The sequence below is a fragment of the Paenibacillus sp. IHB B 3415 genome (assembly GCF_000802655.2).
In the GTDB taxonomy this organism is placed as follows: Bacteria; Bacillota; Bacilli; order Paenibacillales; family Paenibacillaceae; genus Paenibacillus_AQ; species Paenibacillus_AQ phytohabitans.
In genome coordinates this window covers 1-19,342 of sequence record NZ_JUEI01000094.1, presented here as the reverse complement: position 1 = coordinate 19,342, position 19,342 = coordinate 1, and the positions used below count along the sequence as shown (strand labels likewise).

Here is a 19,342-nt window from a genome sequence, read left to right as displayed (position 1 = left end):
GAGGGGGGCTTCTTGCGTTATTTAAAACAGAGAATCCTGAATTGGCTGAGATAAGAATATATCCAAATTAATGGTATACACCTTGTGCAATGAGTATTCTTGTCGTATACTCCGAGTAAGGGGGCGATGACATGAGAAAAATGAGGAACATCATCATATTCACAGGTATTGGATTATTGAGCCTTATTTTGATTGCCTTTGTGGCGGTCAACGCTTGGGTAATCAAAAGACCGGTGACCACTACCCCTGTAATCACGGAAGTGAAGCCCTACGAGTGGAATAAAGTCAAGCTGGGCGGGAATGCCCTTTCAAGTGATGGATCAGAGTATTTCATCTGGAATAAAACAGGTGAAACGAATAACTGGATCATCTTCTTCTCCGGGGGCGGGGTCAGTTGGGATGCGCAAAGTGCCGCACACCCCATTAAGCTCATGAACTTCATTAAAGGTGGAGATACAGGCAACTATTTCCCGGACATCCCTTTCTATATGCTGACCTTGCTGGGAGGCATGATGGATACGGATAACCCGGCCAACCCCTTTCATGGCTGGAATGTGGTCTATCTTCCCTATTCGACCGGAGATTTCCATATCGGCAACCGCACAGTAGAATATAAAAAAGAGGACGGCAGCCCCTTCACCATGCGTTATAACGGGAGAAATAATGTGCAAAGCAGCCTCGATTGGATCTATGCCAACGTGGCTAAGCCCGATAAGCTGCTGATTGCTGGCGAAAGCGCTGGCGGGTTCGGGTCCGCCTTCTGGGCGCCTGAGATCGCGGCTCACTACAAAGACTCGGAGATCTTCCAATACTCGGACAGTTCTTTTCTGAAATCGGACAAATGGCCTACTGTGATGAATCACGAATGGCACGCAGACTTCATTAAGAACTTCGGGTATGCCCCCGAAGCAGATATCATCGGGGCCGCTTTTAAAGCGAACGGTCATTTAATGCCTGCAGGTACAGTACTCTTGCAATCCTACTCGGTATATGACGAGATTCTGATCCACTTTCAGAACAACATCAACGATTACACGGGGCCAAGAGATCAGCGTATTCTAAAGGAGTGGTCACAGGAAATGCGGCAATCCGTAGCTGCTTTGGCTGCCGCTGTACCTGATTATTATTACTATCTGACCGACTACGGGCTTACGGCTGCGAAGGGGACAACCCCGCACACTTTTGCCACGAGAGGGGACTTCTATCAGGCTGAGCAGGATGGCGTGAAGCTTCTGAAGTGGCTGGGTGATGCGGTCAACGATCGGAACCCCTATTCAGTGGGCAGCAAGTTCCTCACGACGCCGGAGCCGGCGCAGAGATAATTCTGGAAGCAGCGGAATATTAGCATAAGACAGGGGAGAAAATCATTGAATTTGCGTGAAAAGCAGATGCAATTGACGAGGGAGATTATTAAGGATACAGCGCTGGGCTTGTTCTGTGCTCAAGGTATTGAGCGCACGGATATGGCTCAAATTGCGGAGAAAGCCGGTGTCTCCCGGCGCACTTTGTATCATCATTATAAGGACAAGGAAGAACTGGCCGCTCAAATCTATGTCCTGAACCTGGAGCAGATGTTTGGACAGCTGCTGTTTGATTTTGATTTTGCACAGCCTGTACAGTCACTGGAGAAGATTTTGGATAAATACCTCGCGCTAAAAGATCATCAGGAGTCACTGATCTATTATGATGCCATTTTTGGAGTCTACTACAGCACCCTTTCCAAGAATCCTGCGGAGCTGCCTGATTTCAGGAAGGCCATGGAAGGCTGGTATTCACGGCTGATACGCCTTGACACAGCATCTGTGACTCCGGAGGAAAAGAATAAGTGGCTGGACATTCTGCAGAAGTCCACCCACCTGTATTTCATGTACCTGCAAAAAGCCGTGATTCTTACTCATCAGCGGGGCGGTTTGGTTACGGAGGAAGACCGGGCAGCGGACCGGCAATTTAAGGATTTCATCATGTCTGGCGTACGGGCAACCTGACAATCATCGTTGTCCCCCCTCCAGGCGCTCCGTCCACCTCAATGCTCCCCTGATGCAGGGAGACGATTTTTTTGACAATCGCAAGCCCCAGACCGTTCCCGTTGTTATTTCCGCTGCGCGACTTGTCAGCTTTATAGAATCTTTGAAAGATGGCACCCAACTCTTCCGGGGAAATCCCGATGCCATTATCGCTGATGGTGACGGATACTTCTGCTGCACTGCTGTCTAGAGAGATGCGGATCTTCCCGCCTTCAGGTGTGAACTTAATACTGTTGCTGAGCAGATTCATCCATACTTGCTTCAGCTGATCTTCATCCCCCTTAATATGGACGGCTTCCGGCAGCTCCAGATCAATAACGATGCTTCGGGCTGACCATTGCGGCTCACAGGTTACAACGATGGTTCTAATCTGCTCGTCAAGCCGGAAGGAGCCTGTTATGAAGGGATGATGCTCGGAATCCAGGGAAGCAAGCTTCAGTAAATTATCACTTAGCCTCGACAGACGTCCACTCTCCGCAATGATGATATCCAGATAGTCCTTGCGTTCCTCCTCTGCAATCAAATCATTGTTCTGCAGCGCCTTGGCAAAGCCGGAAATAGACGTAAGCGGTGTCTGAATTTCATGCGAGACACTCGATACGAAATCCTGCCTCATCTGCTCCAGCTGCTTCAATTCTCCGGCCATTTCCACATAGCTTTGCGTCAACTCCCCGATTTCGTCCACACGGTTCCTTTTAAGATTCACCTCAAAGTCACCTTTGGCCAGTCTTTTGGTTGCATTCGTCAAAGCCTTGATCGGCTCCACCAGATATCTGGCAGCAACAACGATACATACGCTTCCCAGCACAAGCACTAGCAGCAGCACAAAGAGTACCATCCGGTTGACGATAGCCTCGTTCTCGGCAGAGTACTGCAAGAACATTGCACGCCACTCCCCCTTGAGCATGAAGGGTATTCCGATGAACGTATCCTTATCTTCCGTGGAGGAACGGTAGATCCTCCCCTGCAGTACTTGCTGGACAGCTTCCGGGGGGATGGTCACAGCAGGACTATCTATGAGCCCGTAAAAAGTATGTTCTTCGGATGAATCGTACAGGTGGATAGGATGTGCCGATATCTTAACCATACTATTCAGGAACTCATTGGTATCTTTAGGCTTGGCGTCATCATAGCGGTGAATGATCTCCTGGCCCACTGCGAGCATTTCGCTTTGCCCCTTATAGCTTATTTGCTGCTGAAAAACATACAAGCCAATGAAAAAGGAACAGATCAGGCTGAAGATGATGATGCTGAGGAACGTGAGAATGACCCGAACATACAGTGTCTTGATCATGGCTCAGGGATCAGCCGGTATCCCAGGCCGCGTGCGGTTTCGATTTGAAAACCCTCGCCATTGCCGCTGAACTTCTCCCTCAGCCGGCTGATATGCACATCTACAGTCCGGCCGTCTCCTTCATAATTCAATCCCCAGATTTGCTGAATCAGTTGTTCTCTGGTAAAGATCTGCCCGGGATGGCTGGCCAGCAGAAACAGAAGATCAAATTCCTTCAGAGGCATCGTGACGGGTGCTCCACCACGCGTAACCTGAAAGGTCCGGCGGTTAAGCACCACATGGCCGAGCTGCACAGACTGGGAAGTAACTACCAGTGAGCGTTTGAGCAGCGCTTTTACCCGCATCACCAGTTCCACCGGATCAAACGGCTTGGTCAGGTAATCATCCGTTCCGAGCTGAAAGCCTTTGATTTTGTGGGCGGATTCTGCTTTGGCCGTCACCATGAGGAGGGGGAGATTGGCATCCGAACGCCTGATTTCCCTGCACAGCTCCCAGCCGTTCAGTCCCGGCATCATAATATCCAAGATGACAAGATCGATCTGTGAGTCCTCTATGATGGACAAGGCCTTGGTGCCGTCCCCGGCTTCTTCGAGGTGGAACCCTTCTTTGCGCAGATATAGAGACATCAGCTTCCGGATATTGTCATCATCATCCGCGATAAGTATAGTAGCCACGATCATCCTTCTCTCTTAAGCGTTATCCAAACTGCCAGCCGAGCAGATTCCAATAGTAGAAGAAGATCATCAGTACGACAGCCGAAAGCGTCACTAACGTGTAATGCACCCGCTTAAAGGCGGTCCAATACTTATTTTTCCAAACCAATATAGCCGAGACCAACATTGCTAAGGTCAAGCCCGCCATAATGATTGGCATAACCAAGCTGACAGACAGCAAAGGACTGATACTGCTGAGCTTCTGCATAATGTCCATGGACATAATAACTATAAATGTAGCGGCAAAAGACAGCAGCGCCCAGCCGGCAGTTCCCGCAGATAATCGGATGGCCCGCTTTTCAGGGGGCGTCATTGCCTTGAACCTGCGTCTGAAGAAGATGGGGCCGGGCAATGCCGTGATGAAAATGAATCCTAAGATACCAAGGAGGATAAGCCAAAACTTACTCTGATCCAAAAGGGGCGTACGCTCCAGCGGCATCTCCGGAGCCATGTCCAGGAGCATATGTGTAACTTTGCCGGACTCATCCGTAAGGAAGCCGATCTGATCGGTCCCTCCTTCAAGCTGGAACAGGTTAGGACCGATGGCTCTGTACAGCTGTTGTTCACTGCCGCTTCCCAAGGATAGCTTATTATCCGCAATCGTAACATTCAGCTGGGCAAAAAAGTTAAAGAACTTGTCAATATCACTTATGTTGCGGCGTGTAAATTGATAGGAGCCGGCATATTTCTGCACGGATTCCGCAGAAGCCGAGAACTCCGGCTGCTTCACTCCGGGAGCGGGATAATACCGGTTGAACAAGGCCTGGACCAGATTTGCTGCCGATTCACTGCCTTGACCGCCATTGTAGGATAAGAAAATCCCCAGTTGCATGGCAGGTGCGAGATACAATTCCGTATTAAACATGGGATCGGAGCCGCCATGAGAGATTAATGTTACCCCGTTCACCCGCTTCTCTGCGAATCCGAGAGCTACTCCCGGCAGGCGCTTATCGAGCTGGAACGCTGTTGAATGCATGAATGCAGCAGTCTCAGGCTTCAGAATCTGCCTGTCGCCATATTTCCCGTTCTGCAGATGCGCGATCATGAAATGTGCCATGTCTACTGCAGATACGGTGCCCGAGCCGGCAGGACGAAATCCGCCTTCGAATGTAGGTGTGCCTGGAATAAAGCTGCCGTTCTCGCTATTATACCCTACCACCTGGTAAGGGATGAATGACTCCGGCAATGGCTCCACGACCGTCGAATGTTTCATGTCCAGCGGATCGAAAATATACTTTTGAATATATTCATTGTATGGAATGCCGCTGACATCCTCCACAATCATACCTGCAAGCGTGGCTCCATAGTTAGAATAGGCACTCATCTCACCGGGCGGTCTGATCCGGGCCAGCATATGTTTATGGAGTGTCTCCGAGATGGAACCGGGCAATCCGGCAGGATCAGTGACGATCTGATAACCGACTCCGCCCTCTTCAAACCCTGCTGTATGGGTCATCAAATGACGCATGGTGACGGGTTCAGGATAAGTGGAGGGAATCTTCACGGATTTCAGGTAAGTGTTAATATCGGTATCCAGATCAATCTTACCTTGTTCAACCAGCTGCATTACGGCAGTCCAGGTGAAGAGCTTGGTCGTTGAAGCGATTCGGAACATGCTGGTTACAGGGTCAACCGGAGCCGCTTGCTCCAGATTGGAACTCCCGTAACCCTTGGCCAAAATGATCCTGCCGTCCTTGACGATGGAGATCACCGCTCCCGGAATTTGCAGCCGGTTCATATCCTCTTCCATGATTCCATCAACGAAAGCAGTTAGACCAGCTATGTCCTCCAGATAGGCGGCAGGTGCTTCAGTCTGAGGTACCGCCGGCTTGGTTTGAGCCGTCTCGGCCATGGCATGTTTCCCGGGAAATATAAGGCTCACGCTTAACCCGATTACAGCTAATATTGTCAGACCAGCGGCCAGCCTTTTTTTCATAGTTATTACCATATTATCCTCCGCATCATCTTATATATTGTAGGCCGGATGATCATCCGCCTGACACTTATAGAGACTAACAGAGTATTGTGAATAGAACGTTAACAAGACTATAAGCTGTCCATGAGCAGGTTCATCTGCGCAAATCCGTGGGCGAACAGGTCGATAAACTTCTTCAGGTCGATAAACTTCTTAATGTCTATAGAGTAATCCTGCCTGGGTCCGCGTGCACCCTCATGGTGCGGATGGTGCGAATGGAGCGAAGTAAGGTCACTATTACTCAAAATCCTGCACTAAATACAACATTTTCCTCCTTAAAAGGGTCAAAATTGAAAATTGTTGTATAAAATGCAGCAATTCTCCTCCTCCAAGCCGATTATTGGAATAATTGTTGTATTTCGTACAACAATCCTCCAAAACAGCCGGGTATGCAGGGGAGCAAGTTGTATTTCATACAACATTTTATCCTATACAGCCGCGAACTTAAGAATCCCATTCACTCGTATAAGCCGGAGCTCTGAGACAACAGTACATTCCAAGCAGACTGCCTAACTTACAAATCCAACTTGAATACTCAGAGCCCTTTTCCGGGACAATTCATCAGCTCTTACATCAGCTCTTACATCAGCTCTTAACATCCGCACGTACAGAAACAGCTACACGAACATATCTGGTACTCCCTGCACCGGCTTATAATAACAAATGTATGAATTCTGCATCACCGGACGGAGCAGCCCTTTACGCACCAGCTCCTGCAGCTGCTTACGCGCCGTCCGAAAGTTCAGATTGTATTGCAGCATCACGTCTTTGGGACGTAGTCCCTTGTCCAGGCTCCAAGCCAGTTTAACAATTTCCTTGTCCTGCGGGGAGAGGGATTGCCCGGACGGAACCCGGATCAATGAAGGGGCGATGACCATTTGCAGCAGCATGCGGCAGATCTCCGGGCGGTTCTGCACATCATCGAAGGAGAAATGGATAATCCTCCAGCCCAGTCCATTCAAAAATGTATCCCGGTTTAGCGAATAGCTGAACCTCTCCCGGTCCATATCCTTCACATGGCTCTGATAACCATCGCATTCCAGGCCGAATTTCCCATACGGCGGAAGAAAAGCAAAATCAAGAAATTGCGACTTGCGGTTCCAGTCATACACCTCATATTCAGGTTGCAGATGATCCAGATTGCCGAACAGCGGCCACCAGACATTTTGCAGGAATAGCTTCTCGGCATATTGATGCCCCCGTGCCAACCGGCCTCTGCGCTCCCCTGTTCTGACCGATAAATGCTGGTCCATTAGCAGCTGATGTGCATTTTCAAAATCCATAATCAGTTACCTCCCTGTCTTATTTACGCAAAAAAAGAACGCCCCTCTGCCGGTGAGCAGCTTGGGACGTTCTTCGTCTGAGTTAATTATACGCTGGCACAACAGGTGCGGCAATCATATCTTTTCGTACTTTTTCGGGAATTTCAACACCCATAGTGCTATAACTAAAATTATTTGTATTACCAAATAGAAAAAAGGAAAAATCATGACCAATTCAAAAAGCCCGCTATCAAATTTCAAATCTATAAAACCATATTCAGCAGGCTCATTTGCTTTATCTTTATGAAGAAGAAACAGAAAACCAATACTAGGAATAGTACTTGCACAAAACCAAAGTAAGTTATATCTAATTCTTCTTGTTACTAATGACATCATGCAAGTTACATACAGAATAATGATTAGAACAGAATATATTATTTTTGCTTGTCGTACCGTTTCCTCGTCCCACGCCTCTGCTTTGATATTTATAAAATGAATAACAAATAAATGCACCATTGCGATAAAAAACACTTGTGAAAGTGCCCTTATTCCAGTAATAAATTTATTCTTCAAATACATATCACCTCACAATAAGCCTCCTCATCTTATACCGGGGAGACAAACGGTTCTTCTTCGGATAAATTTCTAGTTATGTAAGCCAAGGCGCAAGGAAGAAAAAGAGCACTGTTGAGCTAAAACAGATCAGAAGCAAAAGATGCAGTCTCTTCTCTAACAAGTGTTTTGCAAAGAAAAAACAGATTACCAGGCACACTACCAAGAGGACAATATAAAACGACAGTTGATTATAGTCGGTTGCTGTCCAAAATAAACCGCCTCCGCCAGCAGAAAAGACTATGCCGATGACTAGAAAGTACATCCCTACTCCCATTAATCCGCTTAAAGCAACGAAAATCAAACTGATAATCATATTACGCTCCTTTGACTTGGTCACTGTTCCTCATCAGCCAGATATAATATCAGGAATCTATTGAATATATTCCCTTTACCCCAAGTTATCGGATTCTCCCCATGATTTGTGTAGATCAACAGAATGACAAAAAAGGAACCGTGATAAACACGGCCCCCTCTAAACCCTCTAACCCACTATCCTTTATTGAACGCCCTTCTTCTGCATATCCTCCAGGTGGCGCTGATACATCACTTTCTCGGCCTTCTCTGCACCGACTTTGTCCATCTGGCTGATGAAATCGTTGTAGGCGTTGTCGAAATCAGCGTCGGTTTCGGACAGGATCAGCTTCGGAATGGTTTTGTTCCAGAGATCCTTCACTTTGCCGTTGATCACACCTTCAGGTGAAGAGCCGTCCGGCTCCAGATTGTCCATGCCCAGGGAGTAGCTGTCGAAGTTGTATTTCTCCAGCAGCTTCGCTCCGGCGAATTGCTCCGGCTGCTGCTCCTGGAAGTCACGGGCGGACGCATCGTCCCAAAGTTTACCTGCCCGCATCAGGAGTGTCGAATCATCGAAGCCGTACTGGGCGTTATAAGCGTTGTTGTCCTTAAGCTTCAAGTCCATAATTTCCTGCTTGAATTTCGGCAGGCCGTCAACCATGTCATAAGTCTCGCCTTCAGTACCGTAGCGTGCATCAAGCTGTCCTTCATCCGACCAGGCATATTCAGCAAAGCGGATAATCCGTTCCGGATTCTTTGCATTCTTGGTGATGAAGAAGCCCTGCCAGCCCATCAGACGGGAAGCGGCATATCTTGGGTCTTGGCCATTCGCCTGAAGTCCGCCGATAATGGTGTATTTATGATCGGCACCCAGCGTACTTTCAATTTTCGGATTGTATTGGGTGTACATATTGGACATGTACTGCGAAGCTGCGGCATATTGCGCCCCATACAGCTTCTCTTCATACTGCTCCTGTTTATAAATCAGCAGCTGTGAATCGAATAGTCCGTTGCGGTACAGCTGGTTCATGTAACGGAAGGAATCGATGAAGCCTTTGTTCCGCATCGGGTATTCTACGATCTGCTGATCATCCTTGATCCGTTCCTCCAGCAGATTCGGTGAGAAGGAGCTGATCAGGAAGTTCATTGACAAGCTGCCGCCGAAGCTGTTTTTGGCCACATCGAAGTTCTCCACACCGACCGGACTGATCTCAGGGAATTTCTCCTTTGCCAGCTTGAGGGCGTTCATCAGATCATCTGTCGTCTTTAGCTCCGGACTGCCAATGGCCTTGTAAATATCGTCGCGGAAGAACCATGGACGAATCGGCGTAATCGGCACCCCGCTGGTCAGTCTGTCAGCGGTTTCAAACAGGTTCGGCAAGTACCAGAGCTTCCCGTTGACCGAATGATATTTCACCATATCCGGGTCGAGCATGGACTTCAGCTCCGGTGCATATTTGTCCATCAGCTCATCCATGGAGTAGACCATGCCATTATTGATCAGCTTGCTTACCGCAGGATTGTTCCAGTCCAGCATGATGGTATCCGGCAGATCCCCGGAAGCAATCATGGTGTTCAGGTAATCGTCATCGTTCCCTGTTGCCAGCTTGCGGTCTATCGTCACACCTGTTTTTTCTGTAGCCAGCTTCATCGCATACTGATCCTTCCACAGATATGCAGATGCCCAGTTCCCGTAGAAATATTGGGTGAATTTAAAAGGTGAGGTGTCTTGCTTCCAGGATTCCGTGCTTCCGGTGTCTGTGCCTGCATTAGCAGGTTCTGCCGAAGCATTCGCTGCCGGAGTAGCTGGCGCATTGCCCTCAGCCGCTCCATTTGCATTAGTGCCGGTATTATTAGAACTGCAGCCTGCCAGCAGAGTGACGGCGAGTAAAGCAGCGGCCATTCCTTGTGCGCCTTTCTTTCTCATACATTGACCTCCCATAAAATGAAATCTATATACTTAAACGGCCGGAGCCGTTAAAGCCGTTATTAACCTTTGACCGAGCCGATCATCACGCCCTGCACGAAATATTTCTGTACGAACGGGTAGGTAAAGACAATCGGCAGTGTGGTAATGACCATCGTAGCCAGCTTAAGCGATTGCGCAGAGACTGAACCCAGCCCCAGATTGCTGGCCATCAGGCTGACATTGCTGTTCGAGCTGATGATCTGCATCAGAATCTGCTGCAGTGTCAGCAGGTTATCATTACCGAATAACATGGCATCATACCAGGCGTTCCAGTGGAACACCGCATTGTAAAGCGCAATCGTCGCCAGCACGGGCTTGGAGACCGGCAGGACCAGCTGCCAGAAAATCCGCAGATCGTTGGCACCGTCAATTTTGGCCGATTCCTCAATTTCCTTGGGCAATCCCCTGAAGAAGGTCAGCATAATGATGGCATTAAACACATTGAACAGATTCGGGATAATGTAGACCAGGAAGCTCCCTTTTAGATGCAGATACTTGGCTACAACGAGGTAATAAGGAATAATACCGCCGCTGAAGTACATGGTGACAATAGCCATCATCAGGAAAATCCTACGCCCCATCAGCTCGGTCTTGGATACGCCATAAGCAAAGGCTGCTGTAAACAATACCGCAGTTGCTGTTCCGGCAAGAGTCCGGGCGATGGTGATGAAAAAGGCGTGCCCCATACGTTCATCCTGAAACACGACTTTGTAATTCTCCATGGAGAACACGCGCGGCCAGAAGGCGATCCCTCCACGGGCGGCATCCGTCGGATCGTTCAGAGAAGTAATTACGATATTATAGAACGGATACAGGGTCATAATACAGAGCGCCAGCAGCACCAGCACATTCAGGATGTCAAAGGCTCGTTCCGGCCACCTTTTCGAATACGTTAACATGATGTCCCGCCTCCTAGAACAAGCTCTCTTTAGTGATTTTGCGTGAAGAATAATTGGCAATGTACATCAGCACAAAAGCAACGATGGATTGGAACAGGCCAATCGCAGTCCCGTAGGAGAATCTGCCTGTAACGAGGCCCGTTTTGTACGAATACACTGACAGCACATTGGCTGCATCCTGGGTCATCGAATTCTGCATCAGGTACATCTGATCAAAGTTCGAGTTAATGAGCCCGCCCACCGAGAGAATCAGCAGGATAATGATCGTCGGCTTCAGGGAAGGCAGTGTAATATGCCAGATCCGCCGAAACCGGCCCGCACCATCCACAATGGCTGCTTCATACAGCTGGGGATCAATTCCGGCAATGGCCGCCAGATAGATGATGGAGTTCCAGCCGATATTCTTCCAGATCTCCGTAAATACAACCAGGGTCAGGAACGTATGCGGGCTGCCCATCATCATGGTATCGCTTCCAATTATCCCGGTACTGACCAGCATTTTGCTGATTACACCAGTCTCCGGGTCCAGCAGGGTGTACATTAAGCCGACTACCAGCACCCAGGATACGAAATACGGCAAATACGTCAGTGATTGAACAATCCGCTTGAACCTTTTGAATACTACCTCATTCAGCAGGATCGACAGGATGATCGGTGCCGGGAAACCAAATACCAGCTTGGCAATACTGATCTTGAACGTGTTAACCAGTGATTCTGTAAACGTCGGATCATTGAATAATTCCCGGAAATTCGCCAGCCCTGTCCAGGGACTGTGGAGAAACCCCTGAAAAGGTGTATATTCCTTGAAGGAAATGATTACACCATACATCGGGATATAGTTAAAAATGATCATCCATAGTACTGCAGGCAGTGTCAGCAACATCAGATACCGCTGCTGCCAGAACCGCTTGGATACGCTCCGTTTGGCGGGCAAACTGCTCATAAGCTACATCCTTTCTTCTGCATTCGATTGTGTTCGACTTCTCACATCTTCCTATGGGTTAATTATAAAATGCCGCCTGCCAGGGTTATATATCAAAAATGAACGCGGGTATCAGAATCCCACGATGTTTGTAAGCGCTATCTAAATAAAAGAGCCCCAAACGCATCATCTGCGATTGAGGCTGACTTATTATCATGCGGGAAGGATCTGACCCTTAACGCTGTACGAATTCCCTGTACTCTCCGGGTGTCATTCCATAGACCTGCTTATACAGCAGCCCGAAATACGATGGATTCGGAATACCGATCTGCTCGGCCACTACAGCTATGCGCTGCTTGGTTGTGCGCAGCATTTCCTCCGCACATGCGAGTCTGTACTCCTGGATATATTCACTCGGTGTCTTGCCTGTCTTCTTCTTGAAGATCATCCCCAGGTGGTTGGGGGAGACGAATACCTCGCCGGCTAAATAAGCCAGGCTCAGATCCTGGTTCCCGTACTGCTCCTCAATCAGAACGATGACCCGGTTAATCAGATAGTCATCCTTACGGTTCCGCTTCTCTTCCAGCAGCTGCGACATTTCACCGATAACGCCTGCTGTATAAGCTCTCATGTCCGGGAGACGGCTGCTGGCCAGCAGCGCCTCCATATGATTGGCGGCAACTGCTGTGGTAGCTTGGGCAGCGGGCATTGCAAGCGAGGAACAGCTCTCGATCACACCGCCGAGCAAGGAAGCGATATAGGATCTTCCTGCCCCGGGATGAGCGGCAAGCAAGGTGAACAGTTCGTCCATGACCGGTCCGGTTGAGCTCCCGCTCCCGAGATCATACCTCAGGCGCTTGGCCAGCTCCCGGAACTGCCGGGTGAACACCTCAGAGTCCTTAGTGAATTGTTTCCTGGCGAACTGTTCCCTGTCTGCTGCAACAACTCCGCTCAAGCCATTAAACACCGCGAAGTTAAATGCACTTTGCGATTCCCGGAAGGATTCGCGGATGAGTCCGATTTCCTCCCGCGGTGAGCTTATGCCGATGATCCACCCCGCTGGATCAACCTGTTCCCGGGCTGTATCCTCTATGCTCTCTGGCTGCAGATTAAGCACCTGCAGCAGCTTCTCTGCAAGCTGTGCCTGTCCGCTGAGCTCATCCTGCTGCAGGGCGATGAGCAGGACGAAGGCCGTAAGTTCTCCCTGCCCTGCCCCCGCCCCAGACGAATGCACAAGCACTTGCCGCCCGAGTACAGTTCCGGCGGTCCGCTCCATCTCCATTGTATCGGGCTTCGGCGGCAGGCCCGGCCGGGAACACAGCCACACAGAGAAGGCGCCTGCTTCCAGATAGCCATGGTCCCGGAGTTCGCTAATCGTCTGCTGCTGCGCCTCCGCACCGCCCCGGCCCAGCAGCCAATCCATTACCTGCTGGCGCAGCGAGAGGTGATGCACCGCATCTTTTTCCAGCCACATGCGCTCCTCTTCACTCCGCTTCAGCAGCTGATCCTCACAGCCTTGGACGACCTTGAGCATCGTGCTGAGCATTTCTTCTTCCCCCACCGGCTTGAGCACATAATCCACCGCGCCGAACCGCAAGGCTTCACGGGCAAATTCGAAATCATCATACCCGGTCAGCACAACGATCCGCACCCCGGGAAGCTGCTCCAGAACGAGCTTGGCCATCTCGATTCCGTTCCTGCCGGGCATTTGTATATCTGTGATGATGATATCCGGCCTGATCTCCAGCGCTTTGTCCAATCCCTCGATGCCGTCCGCAGCGGTCTCGATCACAGAGATGCCCATCGACGCCCAGTCCAGAAACTCGATTAACCCTTCTCTCTCCCAGCGTTCATCTTCGACAATAAGCATTTTAAACATTGTTCATCCCCCTGGCTGCAAAAGACAAGGTAATGACCGTTCCAATTCCCTGTCTGCTGTAAAGTTCAATATGCTGGGATTCCCCATAAAAAGCCTGAAGACGTTTGGTTATATTGGCAATGGCAAACCCGCTGCCCCGTGTATTGAGCACTTTGCCTGCAATTACATCCTCGATCATATCCCGCGGCATGCCTACCCCATCGTCGATGATGCGGATGACCACCAGATCGTCTTCGAGTGCTGCTTTGATGATAATGGTACCATGTGAACGCTTAGGCTCAATCCCGTGGACCAGGGCATTCTCAACCAGCGGCTGCAAAATATTCTTCAGTGTATAACAGTTCCTGACCCGCTCCTCCACTTCAAAAACCGCGTCAAACCGGTCTTCGAACCTGAACTTCTGAATCGCCAGATAAGCCCCCACCATATCGAGTTCATTCGCCACCAATGTCTCCGAATTCCCCTTGTTCAGTACCAGCCGGTAGAACTTCGCCATGGAATCCGACAGCTTCACGATATCCGGCGCTTTGGCCTTGCGGGCCACCCAGGAGATCGTTGCAAGCGTGTTGTACAGAAAATGCGGATTGATCTGGGACTCCAGCGCTTTGAGTTCGGCATCTTTTTCCAGCAGCTCGGATTTGTATACGGTTTCGACCAGATCATGGATCCGGGTAGTCATATGGTTGAAGCTCAGTGCCATCTGGGTGAACTCGTCATTCCAGACAACCGGCACCGATACGTCAATGGAGCCTTCCCGCACCTGCTTCATCGCCTTAAGCAGCACCTTCATGCGGGACAGCAGCTTCACTGTCAGATAATACACCAGCAGGCTCAGTATAATGAGCGCGGCAATCAGCACCATGAAGCTGGTCCGGATCGACTGGTTCACTTTATCCACGAAGTTGCTGACCGGAAAAACACCCACAAGGCGAAGATCCGGGCCTGTAAGCGGGACCGAGATCACTATGGACCTGACCCCGCCTACCGTTGCCAGCATATTCAGCCTGCTGTTATCCCCGGGCATTACCCCGGTGAGCTCTTTGATCATCGCATCGGACAGCGGAGTGTTGTTATTGGAGGCAACCTTGTGATTATTGTCGAGGACGAGAACGCTTCCAACCTCCGTTTTGGCATCCTCCAGCGGCTGGAACAGCACGCTTTGTGTCACCTCAATTTCGACCAGACCGTTCACCTCATTATTGCGTCCGGAGAGAATCTTCCGGTTATACGAGAAAACATCCGCTTTGGCTTTCACATCAGGCCTCGTTGTCAGCAGATTCTCCAGATGCAGTCCCCGCCAGTCCGTGGAGTTCTGGACATCCTTCATAAAGCGTACATACTCCCCATCCCCGCGAATCCGGTCCATACTATAGAAGCCGTCGTAAAGCTCGAAGATCTCAGGGATCGTCGGATTGTTCATATAGACATGTATCGAGTGGATGTACGTATTCTGCCGCATAATGTTGTCTACAATCGGGGCAACGTTGTAACGGTAGTCCTGAAGCTGAAAGCTCTCATTAATAAAAGCGCTGTCCAGCAGCGTCTGAATCCTGGAATCAAAGGCGATGATCTCCGAAATGTTCTCGATCATGTCCACCTTTTCATCGATCGTGGTTTTGGTCTGCAGCAGATTCTGCTCCATCACGCTCCGCGCCTGGGAGATGGCTGAATTGTACGCCTGCACATAAATGATGACCCCTGTGATGATGGACGAGACCGTTAGAATCAGAACAAAGACCCCAACAAACTTCGAGGTCACACTCCAATTGTGAAAAACCCGGGTGATCCGCTTCATGAAACCTGTTAGCCCCCTATTTGCCTCAACTCCACCCCATCGTAACATCGGGTTCTGGAATAGTAAATTAGGTTTTATATTCAAAAGAGGAGAAGGGCGGTTGACTGGGCGGGGGAGGCGTGAGCAGAGGTAGGGGGGGATGTGGGTGGGTGGATAGATAGATATAGGGATAGATAGAGGGATAGAGGGATGGATGGATTGAGAGGGAAAGATAGACGTATGGATAAGCTTTAGCTGATTATTCGTTACTCCCCCGGGAGTTGTAGCCGCAGTGAAGCCGGTTTCTTAAGCCCGCCGGGCTGATTAGGCATAATTGTTGTACGGAATACAACTCTGGTTGCCAGTTATCCCGTGTTTGGGCGGATTGTTGTACGAAATACAAGAATAGTTTCTTTAATTGGCTGGGAGACGTGGAAATGCTGCAAAAAGTACAACAATTTTCGATTTCGATCGATCTCACGAGGAAAATGTTGTAATTTGTGCAGCATTTTATAAAGGTGCCTCTGGATCAAACCGGAGAAGTCCTGCGTTGTGTTGCTAAGCCGGAGGCCAGTGATTCGCATGGTCAAAAAAGTATATGATCAAAGCAAACAGCCGCCTCCCCCGCCAACGAATAGCGGTACCCGGAAGACGGCTTAGACCGTAACCCTAATAGAAATAGATTAACTTAACTGCATAGTGGTAAGACAGGTGTCATCGCTCTCGAAGGTGGATACTTCGGTCTTGGCTTGTTTCCCGTCATGCGTGACGGTGATCTGAAGCTTCTGGTCGCGCGGGAGCCATAGGTCGATGAAGCCGTTAGGCTGGGATTTCAAGGTCTGCTTCATCACTTCCTTGCCTTCGGCATCTTCAATGTATACGTCGAATTCCTGACCTGCCATTTCCCCCTGGCAGCCGGTCAGGCTGTGTGTTGCACACGGATGCGTCTTCTGCACATATGGGGCAACCGACAGGAAGAATTCGTTCTCCGGCAAAGCATAGGTGACCTCGTTTGGACCGCCGCTGTCCACGATAAGCTGGGTGGAGGTGATGGAGGCGGACTGGGACGTCAGAGCGCGCGAGCTGTAATCAGACACCATCTGCTTAATGTCCTGAGCGGCCGCCTGACTAACCGGCTGGCTGCTGCCCTGCCCCCCTTCGACGTCAGCCGTATTTCGTTCCCCGCTTCCGGCATAAATAAAGATTCCGATTGCCGCAACAACTGCACATGTACCCGCCACGATTTGTTTTCGCATACTCTATATGTTCATCTCCTTGTGGAATTTCAGCCTTCAATATTAAGTGGGATTTATTAGCCCATTTCTTCCCTCAATTCATGTTCCATAAACAGGATATCACGTTTCATTTCCTTCATGCTAGCTCTGGAAATCCGTCCGCTCTCGAACATCAGCTGAATGTTGTCACGCTCCAGCTGAATCCCTGCTCTGGACAGCTCCTGCAGCGCCTCTTCAAACTCCCGTTTGGTGGAGGAGAGTGACTCCGTACGGGTCAATCTCATCTGCCCCCGTTCATAGCGCATGATCAGGGCGCTGACCGCTTCGGGTTCGGTCTCCCCCTTATTTTGCAGCTCTCTCAGCTTCTTCAAGACATATGCAAAATTGGCGGACTGCAGCCGGTTCCATTCCTCACGCCGTTCCTGTCCGCTTAGACGCACCTGCTGGATCACCCCTACAATCTCTTCCCAGCTTTTGATTGGAACCAGGTCATTCCTGTACTCCGGATCACGGGTGTGCATGAATAGCTGCTTGTTCAGCCGGTTCAGATAACGGTAGGCCGTGTACGGGTTCACCTCCCGCTGCTTCATCGCAGTCAGGGTGTACTCTCTTTGCCACTTGAGCGAAGTAACACCCAGCATCCGCTCCATTTCCTCTGCAGCTTCATTTTTCTTCAGCATGCGGATTCTTGAGGTGTAAGTGCTGATTAAGTGGCTCAGGGCCATTCTCGAATGATCCGTAGCCTGATCGTTTAGACCGGAAACTACGTTGCGCAGAATTTCGATTTTGGCCTCAACCTCTTCGGCATTATGCTCTGCTTCATTTTCTTTGCCGAGCAGCAGTGGCAGCAGATAGTTGGAGGCCAGCAGGGTCCAGAGAATCACACCCGCCGCAAGGAAAATAATCAGATCCCTGGCCGGAAACCGGGTACCGTCATCCAGGAAAAACGGCAGTGACATCGTACTCGCGAGTGTGATCGTTCCCCGGACTCCTGACAGCGTGAGAATGAGGGCTTTCTTGAACTCCAGCTTCCAGTGTCCCCGCAGCTCCTCCCCTTCGGGAATATCCATAATCAGCATCCAGATTAGGCGCAGGCCAAGAACGGCCGCTGTTAACAATAACGTGTACAGGATTACCTGGAAATTCCCGATATCCGGATTGTTCCAGACAGTCTGTATGATCTCCGGCAGCTGTGTACCCAGCAACAGGAAGACCAGGCCGTTCAAGACGAAGATAATGACGGACCAGGTGCTTTTGGACACGATGCTCAGCTTAGCCACCTCGGGATTCATCTGCTTATATCCGAAGGAATGGGCAATACCTGCGCTGACAACGGCCAGGATTCCATTAACCCCCAGCTCCTCTGCCGCCATAAAAATCGCAAATGGGGTCAGAATCTCAATCAGCATATGTAACGTAACGTTCTCCATCCCGAGTCTGCGCAGCCATCGGACAATCCCGTATTTAATCAGCGTGAGCAGCAGCCCCAGCACAACACCGCCGAGTGAAATGGTAATGAAGCTCAGGCTGGCTGTTCTGAGGGAGAATGCCCCGGTGACCATAGCGGCCACGGCAAACTGAAAAGATACCAGACCCGAAGCATCGTTGATCAAAGACTCCCCTTCGAGAATCTGCATCGTCTGATGCGGGATTTTGACCTTCTGCTCCAACGCGCCTACAGCGATGGCATCCGTAGGGGCAAGTGCCGCCGCCAGAGCAAACGCCGCAGCTAACGGTAGAATAGGCAGCAGCCAATGCAGGAAGTAACCCAGGACACCTACCGTCAGGAAGACCAGTCCCAGCGCAAGCAGCAAAATGGGCTTCTTCAGCTTCCATAACGCCACTTTATCCGCAAGCCTGCCGTCATTAAACAATAAGGGGGCAATGAAGAGCAGCAGAAACAGCTCCGGATTCAACGTCAGTTCAAAATGCAAAGGCAGCCAGGTCAAAGTCATCCCCAGCACAATTTGAATGATGGGCACGGAAACCGAGGGGATAAACCGGTTCACCAGATTGGACAACGAGACCGCTGCCAGCATCAGCAAAATATATTCAAATAATTCCAAGCGATCAAACCTCCAAGTCTGCACTCACTAGCGCTGCTATTAAAATAGAATATGTATGTAAACTCAGTATAAACGATCCTCGGGCAAATATCCGCCCCGCACTATCCGGGCATGCAAGTCAGGCAGCTCAGTTCACAAGCCGGATTGTTGTAAATTTGGCGGTCTGGGGTTGTGATTACGCATTACGCTGTTCCTCAGAAGTCCCTCCGGCAGCAAAACGGGCTTCCCAAGCTCAGCTCACGGTGTGCGGGCAGCTACAAATTGTTGTATGTAATGCAGCTTTGCTCCTGGATAACCGGGTGCCCGGGAGGATTGTTGTATGAATACAGGATTATTTCATATATCGGCTTGGTGGAGGAGGAAATCCTGCTTTTTAGAGTCAATTTCATAATTCAGTTGGCTGAATAGCAAGACTTGGCCAAAA

At 50.0% G+C, this 19,342-nt stretch carries 16 protein-coding genes; 2 read left to right on the top strand and 14 right to left on the bottom strand.

Annotated features, from left to right (window positions below; translation table 11 throughout):
* The first annotated feature begins 131 nt into the window (after nt 1-131).
* A complete protein-coding gene (locus QW71_RS30725) occupies nt 132-1,322 on the top strand; it encodes a pectin acetylesterase-family hydrolase (RefSeq protein ID WP_039308554.1) in 1,191 nt (396 codons plus the stop codon).
* A 45-nt stretch (nt 1,323-1,367) separates the two neighbouring features.
* The gene (locus QW71_RS38380; protein ID WP_052770463.1) at nt 1,368-1,985 is read left to right on the top strand and encodes a TetR/AcrR family transcriptional regulator; all 618 of its coding nucleotides are present in this window, start codon (nt 1,368-1,370) and stop codon (nt 1,983-1,985) included.
* Here QW71_RS38380 and QW71_RS30715 read toward each other — a convergent pair.
* The 14 genes from QW71_RS30715 to QW71_RS30655 form a co-directional block, all read right to left on the bottom strand.
* Complete coding sequence (locus QW71_RS30715; RefSeq protein WP_039308551.1) at nt 1,960-3,318, bottom strand: HAMP domain-containing sensor histidine kinase; 1,359 nt, start codon at nt 3,316-3,318, stop codon at nt 1,960-1,962. The two genes, QW71_RS38380 and QW71_RS30715, sit on opposite strands and share 26 nt — an antisense overlap.
* Entirely contained in the window at nt 3,315-3,992 is a 678-nt protein-coding gene (locus QW71_RS30710; protein ID WP_039308561.1) for a response regulator transcription factor, read from the bottom strand. Before QW71_RS30710 ends, QW71_RS30715 begins: the two co-directional genes overlap by 4 nt.
* Nucleotides 3,993-4,014: 22 nt before the next feature.
* On the bottom strand, nt 4,015-5,979 hold the full coding sequence (locus tag QW71_RS30705; RefSeq protein WP_235441602.1) for a serine hydrolase: 1,965 nt from the start codon (nt 5,977-5,979) through the stop codon (nt 4,015-4,017).
* A gap of 98 nt (nt 5,980-6,077) precedes the next feature.
* Nucleotides 6,078-6,251 carry a hypothetical protein gene (locus QW71_RS40690; protein ID WP_160311855.1) on the bottom strand — a complete coding sequence of 58 codons (174 nt, stop codon included), beginning with the start codon at nt 6,249-6,251 and terminating at the stop codon, nt 6,078-6,080.
* Nucleotides 6,252-6,623: 372 nt separating this feature from the next.
* Entirely contained in the window at nt 6,624-7,289 is a 666-nt protein-coding gene (locus QW71_RS30700) for a hypothetical protein (RefSeq protein ID WP_039308548.1), read from the bottom strand.
* 114 nt (nt 7,290-7,403) lie between these two features.
* Complete coding sequence (locus QW71_RS30695; RefSeq protein WP_152679906.1) at nt 7,404-7,841, bottom strand: hypothetical protein; 438 nt, start codon at nt 7,839-7,841, stop codon at nt 7,404-7,406.
* Nucleotides 7,842-7,917: 76 nt separating this feature from the next.
* Nucleotides 7,918-8,196: a hypothetical protein gene (locus QW71_RS30690; protein WP_039308543.1), complete on the bottom strand. Its 279-nt coding sequence runs from the start codon at nt 8,194-8,196 to the stop codon at nt 7,918-7,920.
* A 183-nt stretch (nt 8,197-8,379) separates the two neighbouring features.
* The gene (locus QW71_RS30685) at nt 8,380-10,101 is read right to left on the bottom strand and encodes an extracellular solute-binding protein (protein ID WP_039308541.1); all 1,722 of its coding nucleotides are present in this window, start codon (nt 10,099-10,101) and stop codon (nt 8,380-8,382) included.
* A 62-nt stretch (nt 10,102-10,163) separates the two neighbouring features.
* The gene (locus tag QW71_RS30680) at nt 10,164-11,042 is read right to left on the bottom strand and encodes a carbohydrate ABC transporter permease (protein WP_039308538.1); all 879 of its coding nucleotides are present in this window, start codon (nt 11,040-11,042) and stop codon (nt 10,164-10,166) included.
* Between the two features lie 13 nt (nt 11,043-11,055).
* Entirely contained in the window at nt 11,056-11,985 is a 930-nt protein-coding gene (locus QW71_RS30675) for a sugar ABC transporter permease (protein WP_039308534.1), read from the bottom strand.
* A gap of 214 nt (nt 11,986-12,199) precedes the next feature.
* Nucleotides 12,200-13,843, bottom strand: coding sequence for a response regulator (locus QW71_RS30670; protein WP_039308531.1), 1,644 nt, complete (start codon nt 13,841-13,843; stop codon nt 12,200-12,202).
* Nucleotides 13,836-15,638 (bottom strand): sensor histidine kinase, encoded by a 1,803-nt coding sequence (locus QW71_RS30665; RefSeq protein ID WP_039308528.1) that lies wholly within the window; start codon nt 15,636-15,638, stop codon nt 13,836-13,838. Before QW71_RS30665 ends, QW71_RS30670 begins: the two co-directional genes overlap by 8 nt.
* 662 nt (nt 15,639-16,300) lie before the next feature.
* Nucleotides 16,301-16,873, bottom strand: coding sequence for a CueP family metal-binding protein (locus tag QW71_RS30660; RefSeq protein WP_039308525.1), 573 nt, complete (start codon nt 16,871-16,873; stop codon nt 16,301-16,303).
* Nucleotides 16,874-16,929: 56 nt separating this feature from the next.
* Nucleotides 16,930-18,918, bottom strand: coding sequence for a Na+/H+ antiporter (locus tag QW71_RS30655; protein ID WP_039308523.1), 1,989 nt, complete (start codon nt 18,916-18,918; stop codon nt 16,930-16,932).
* Nucleotides 18,919-19,342: the final 424 nt, after the last annotated feature.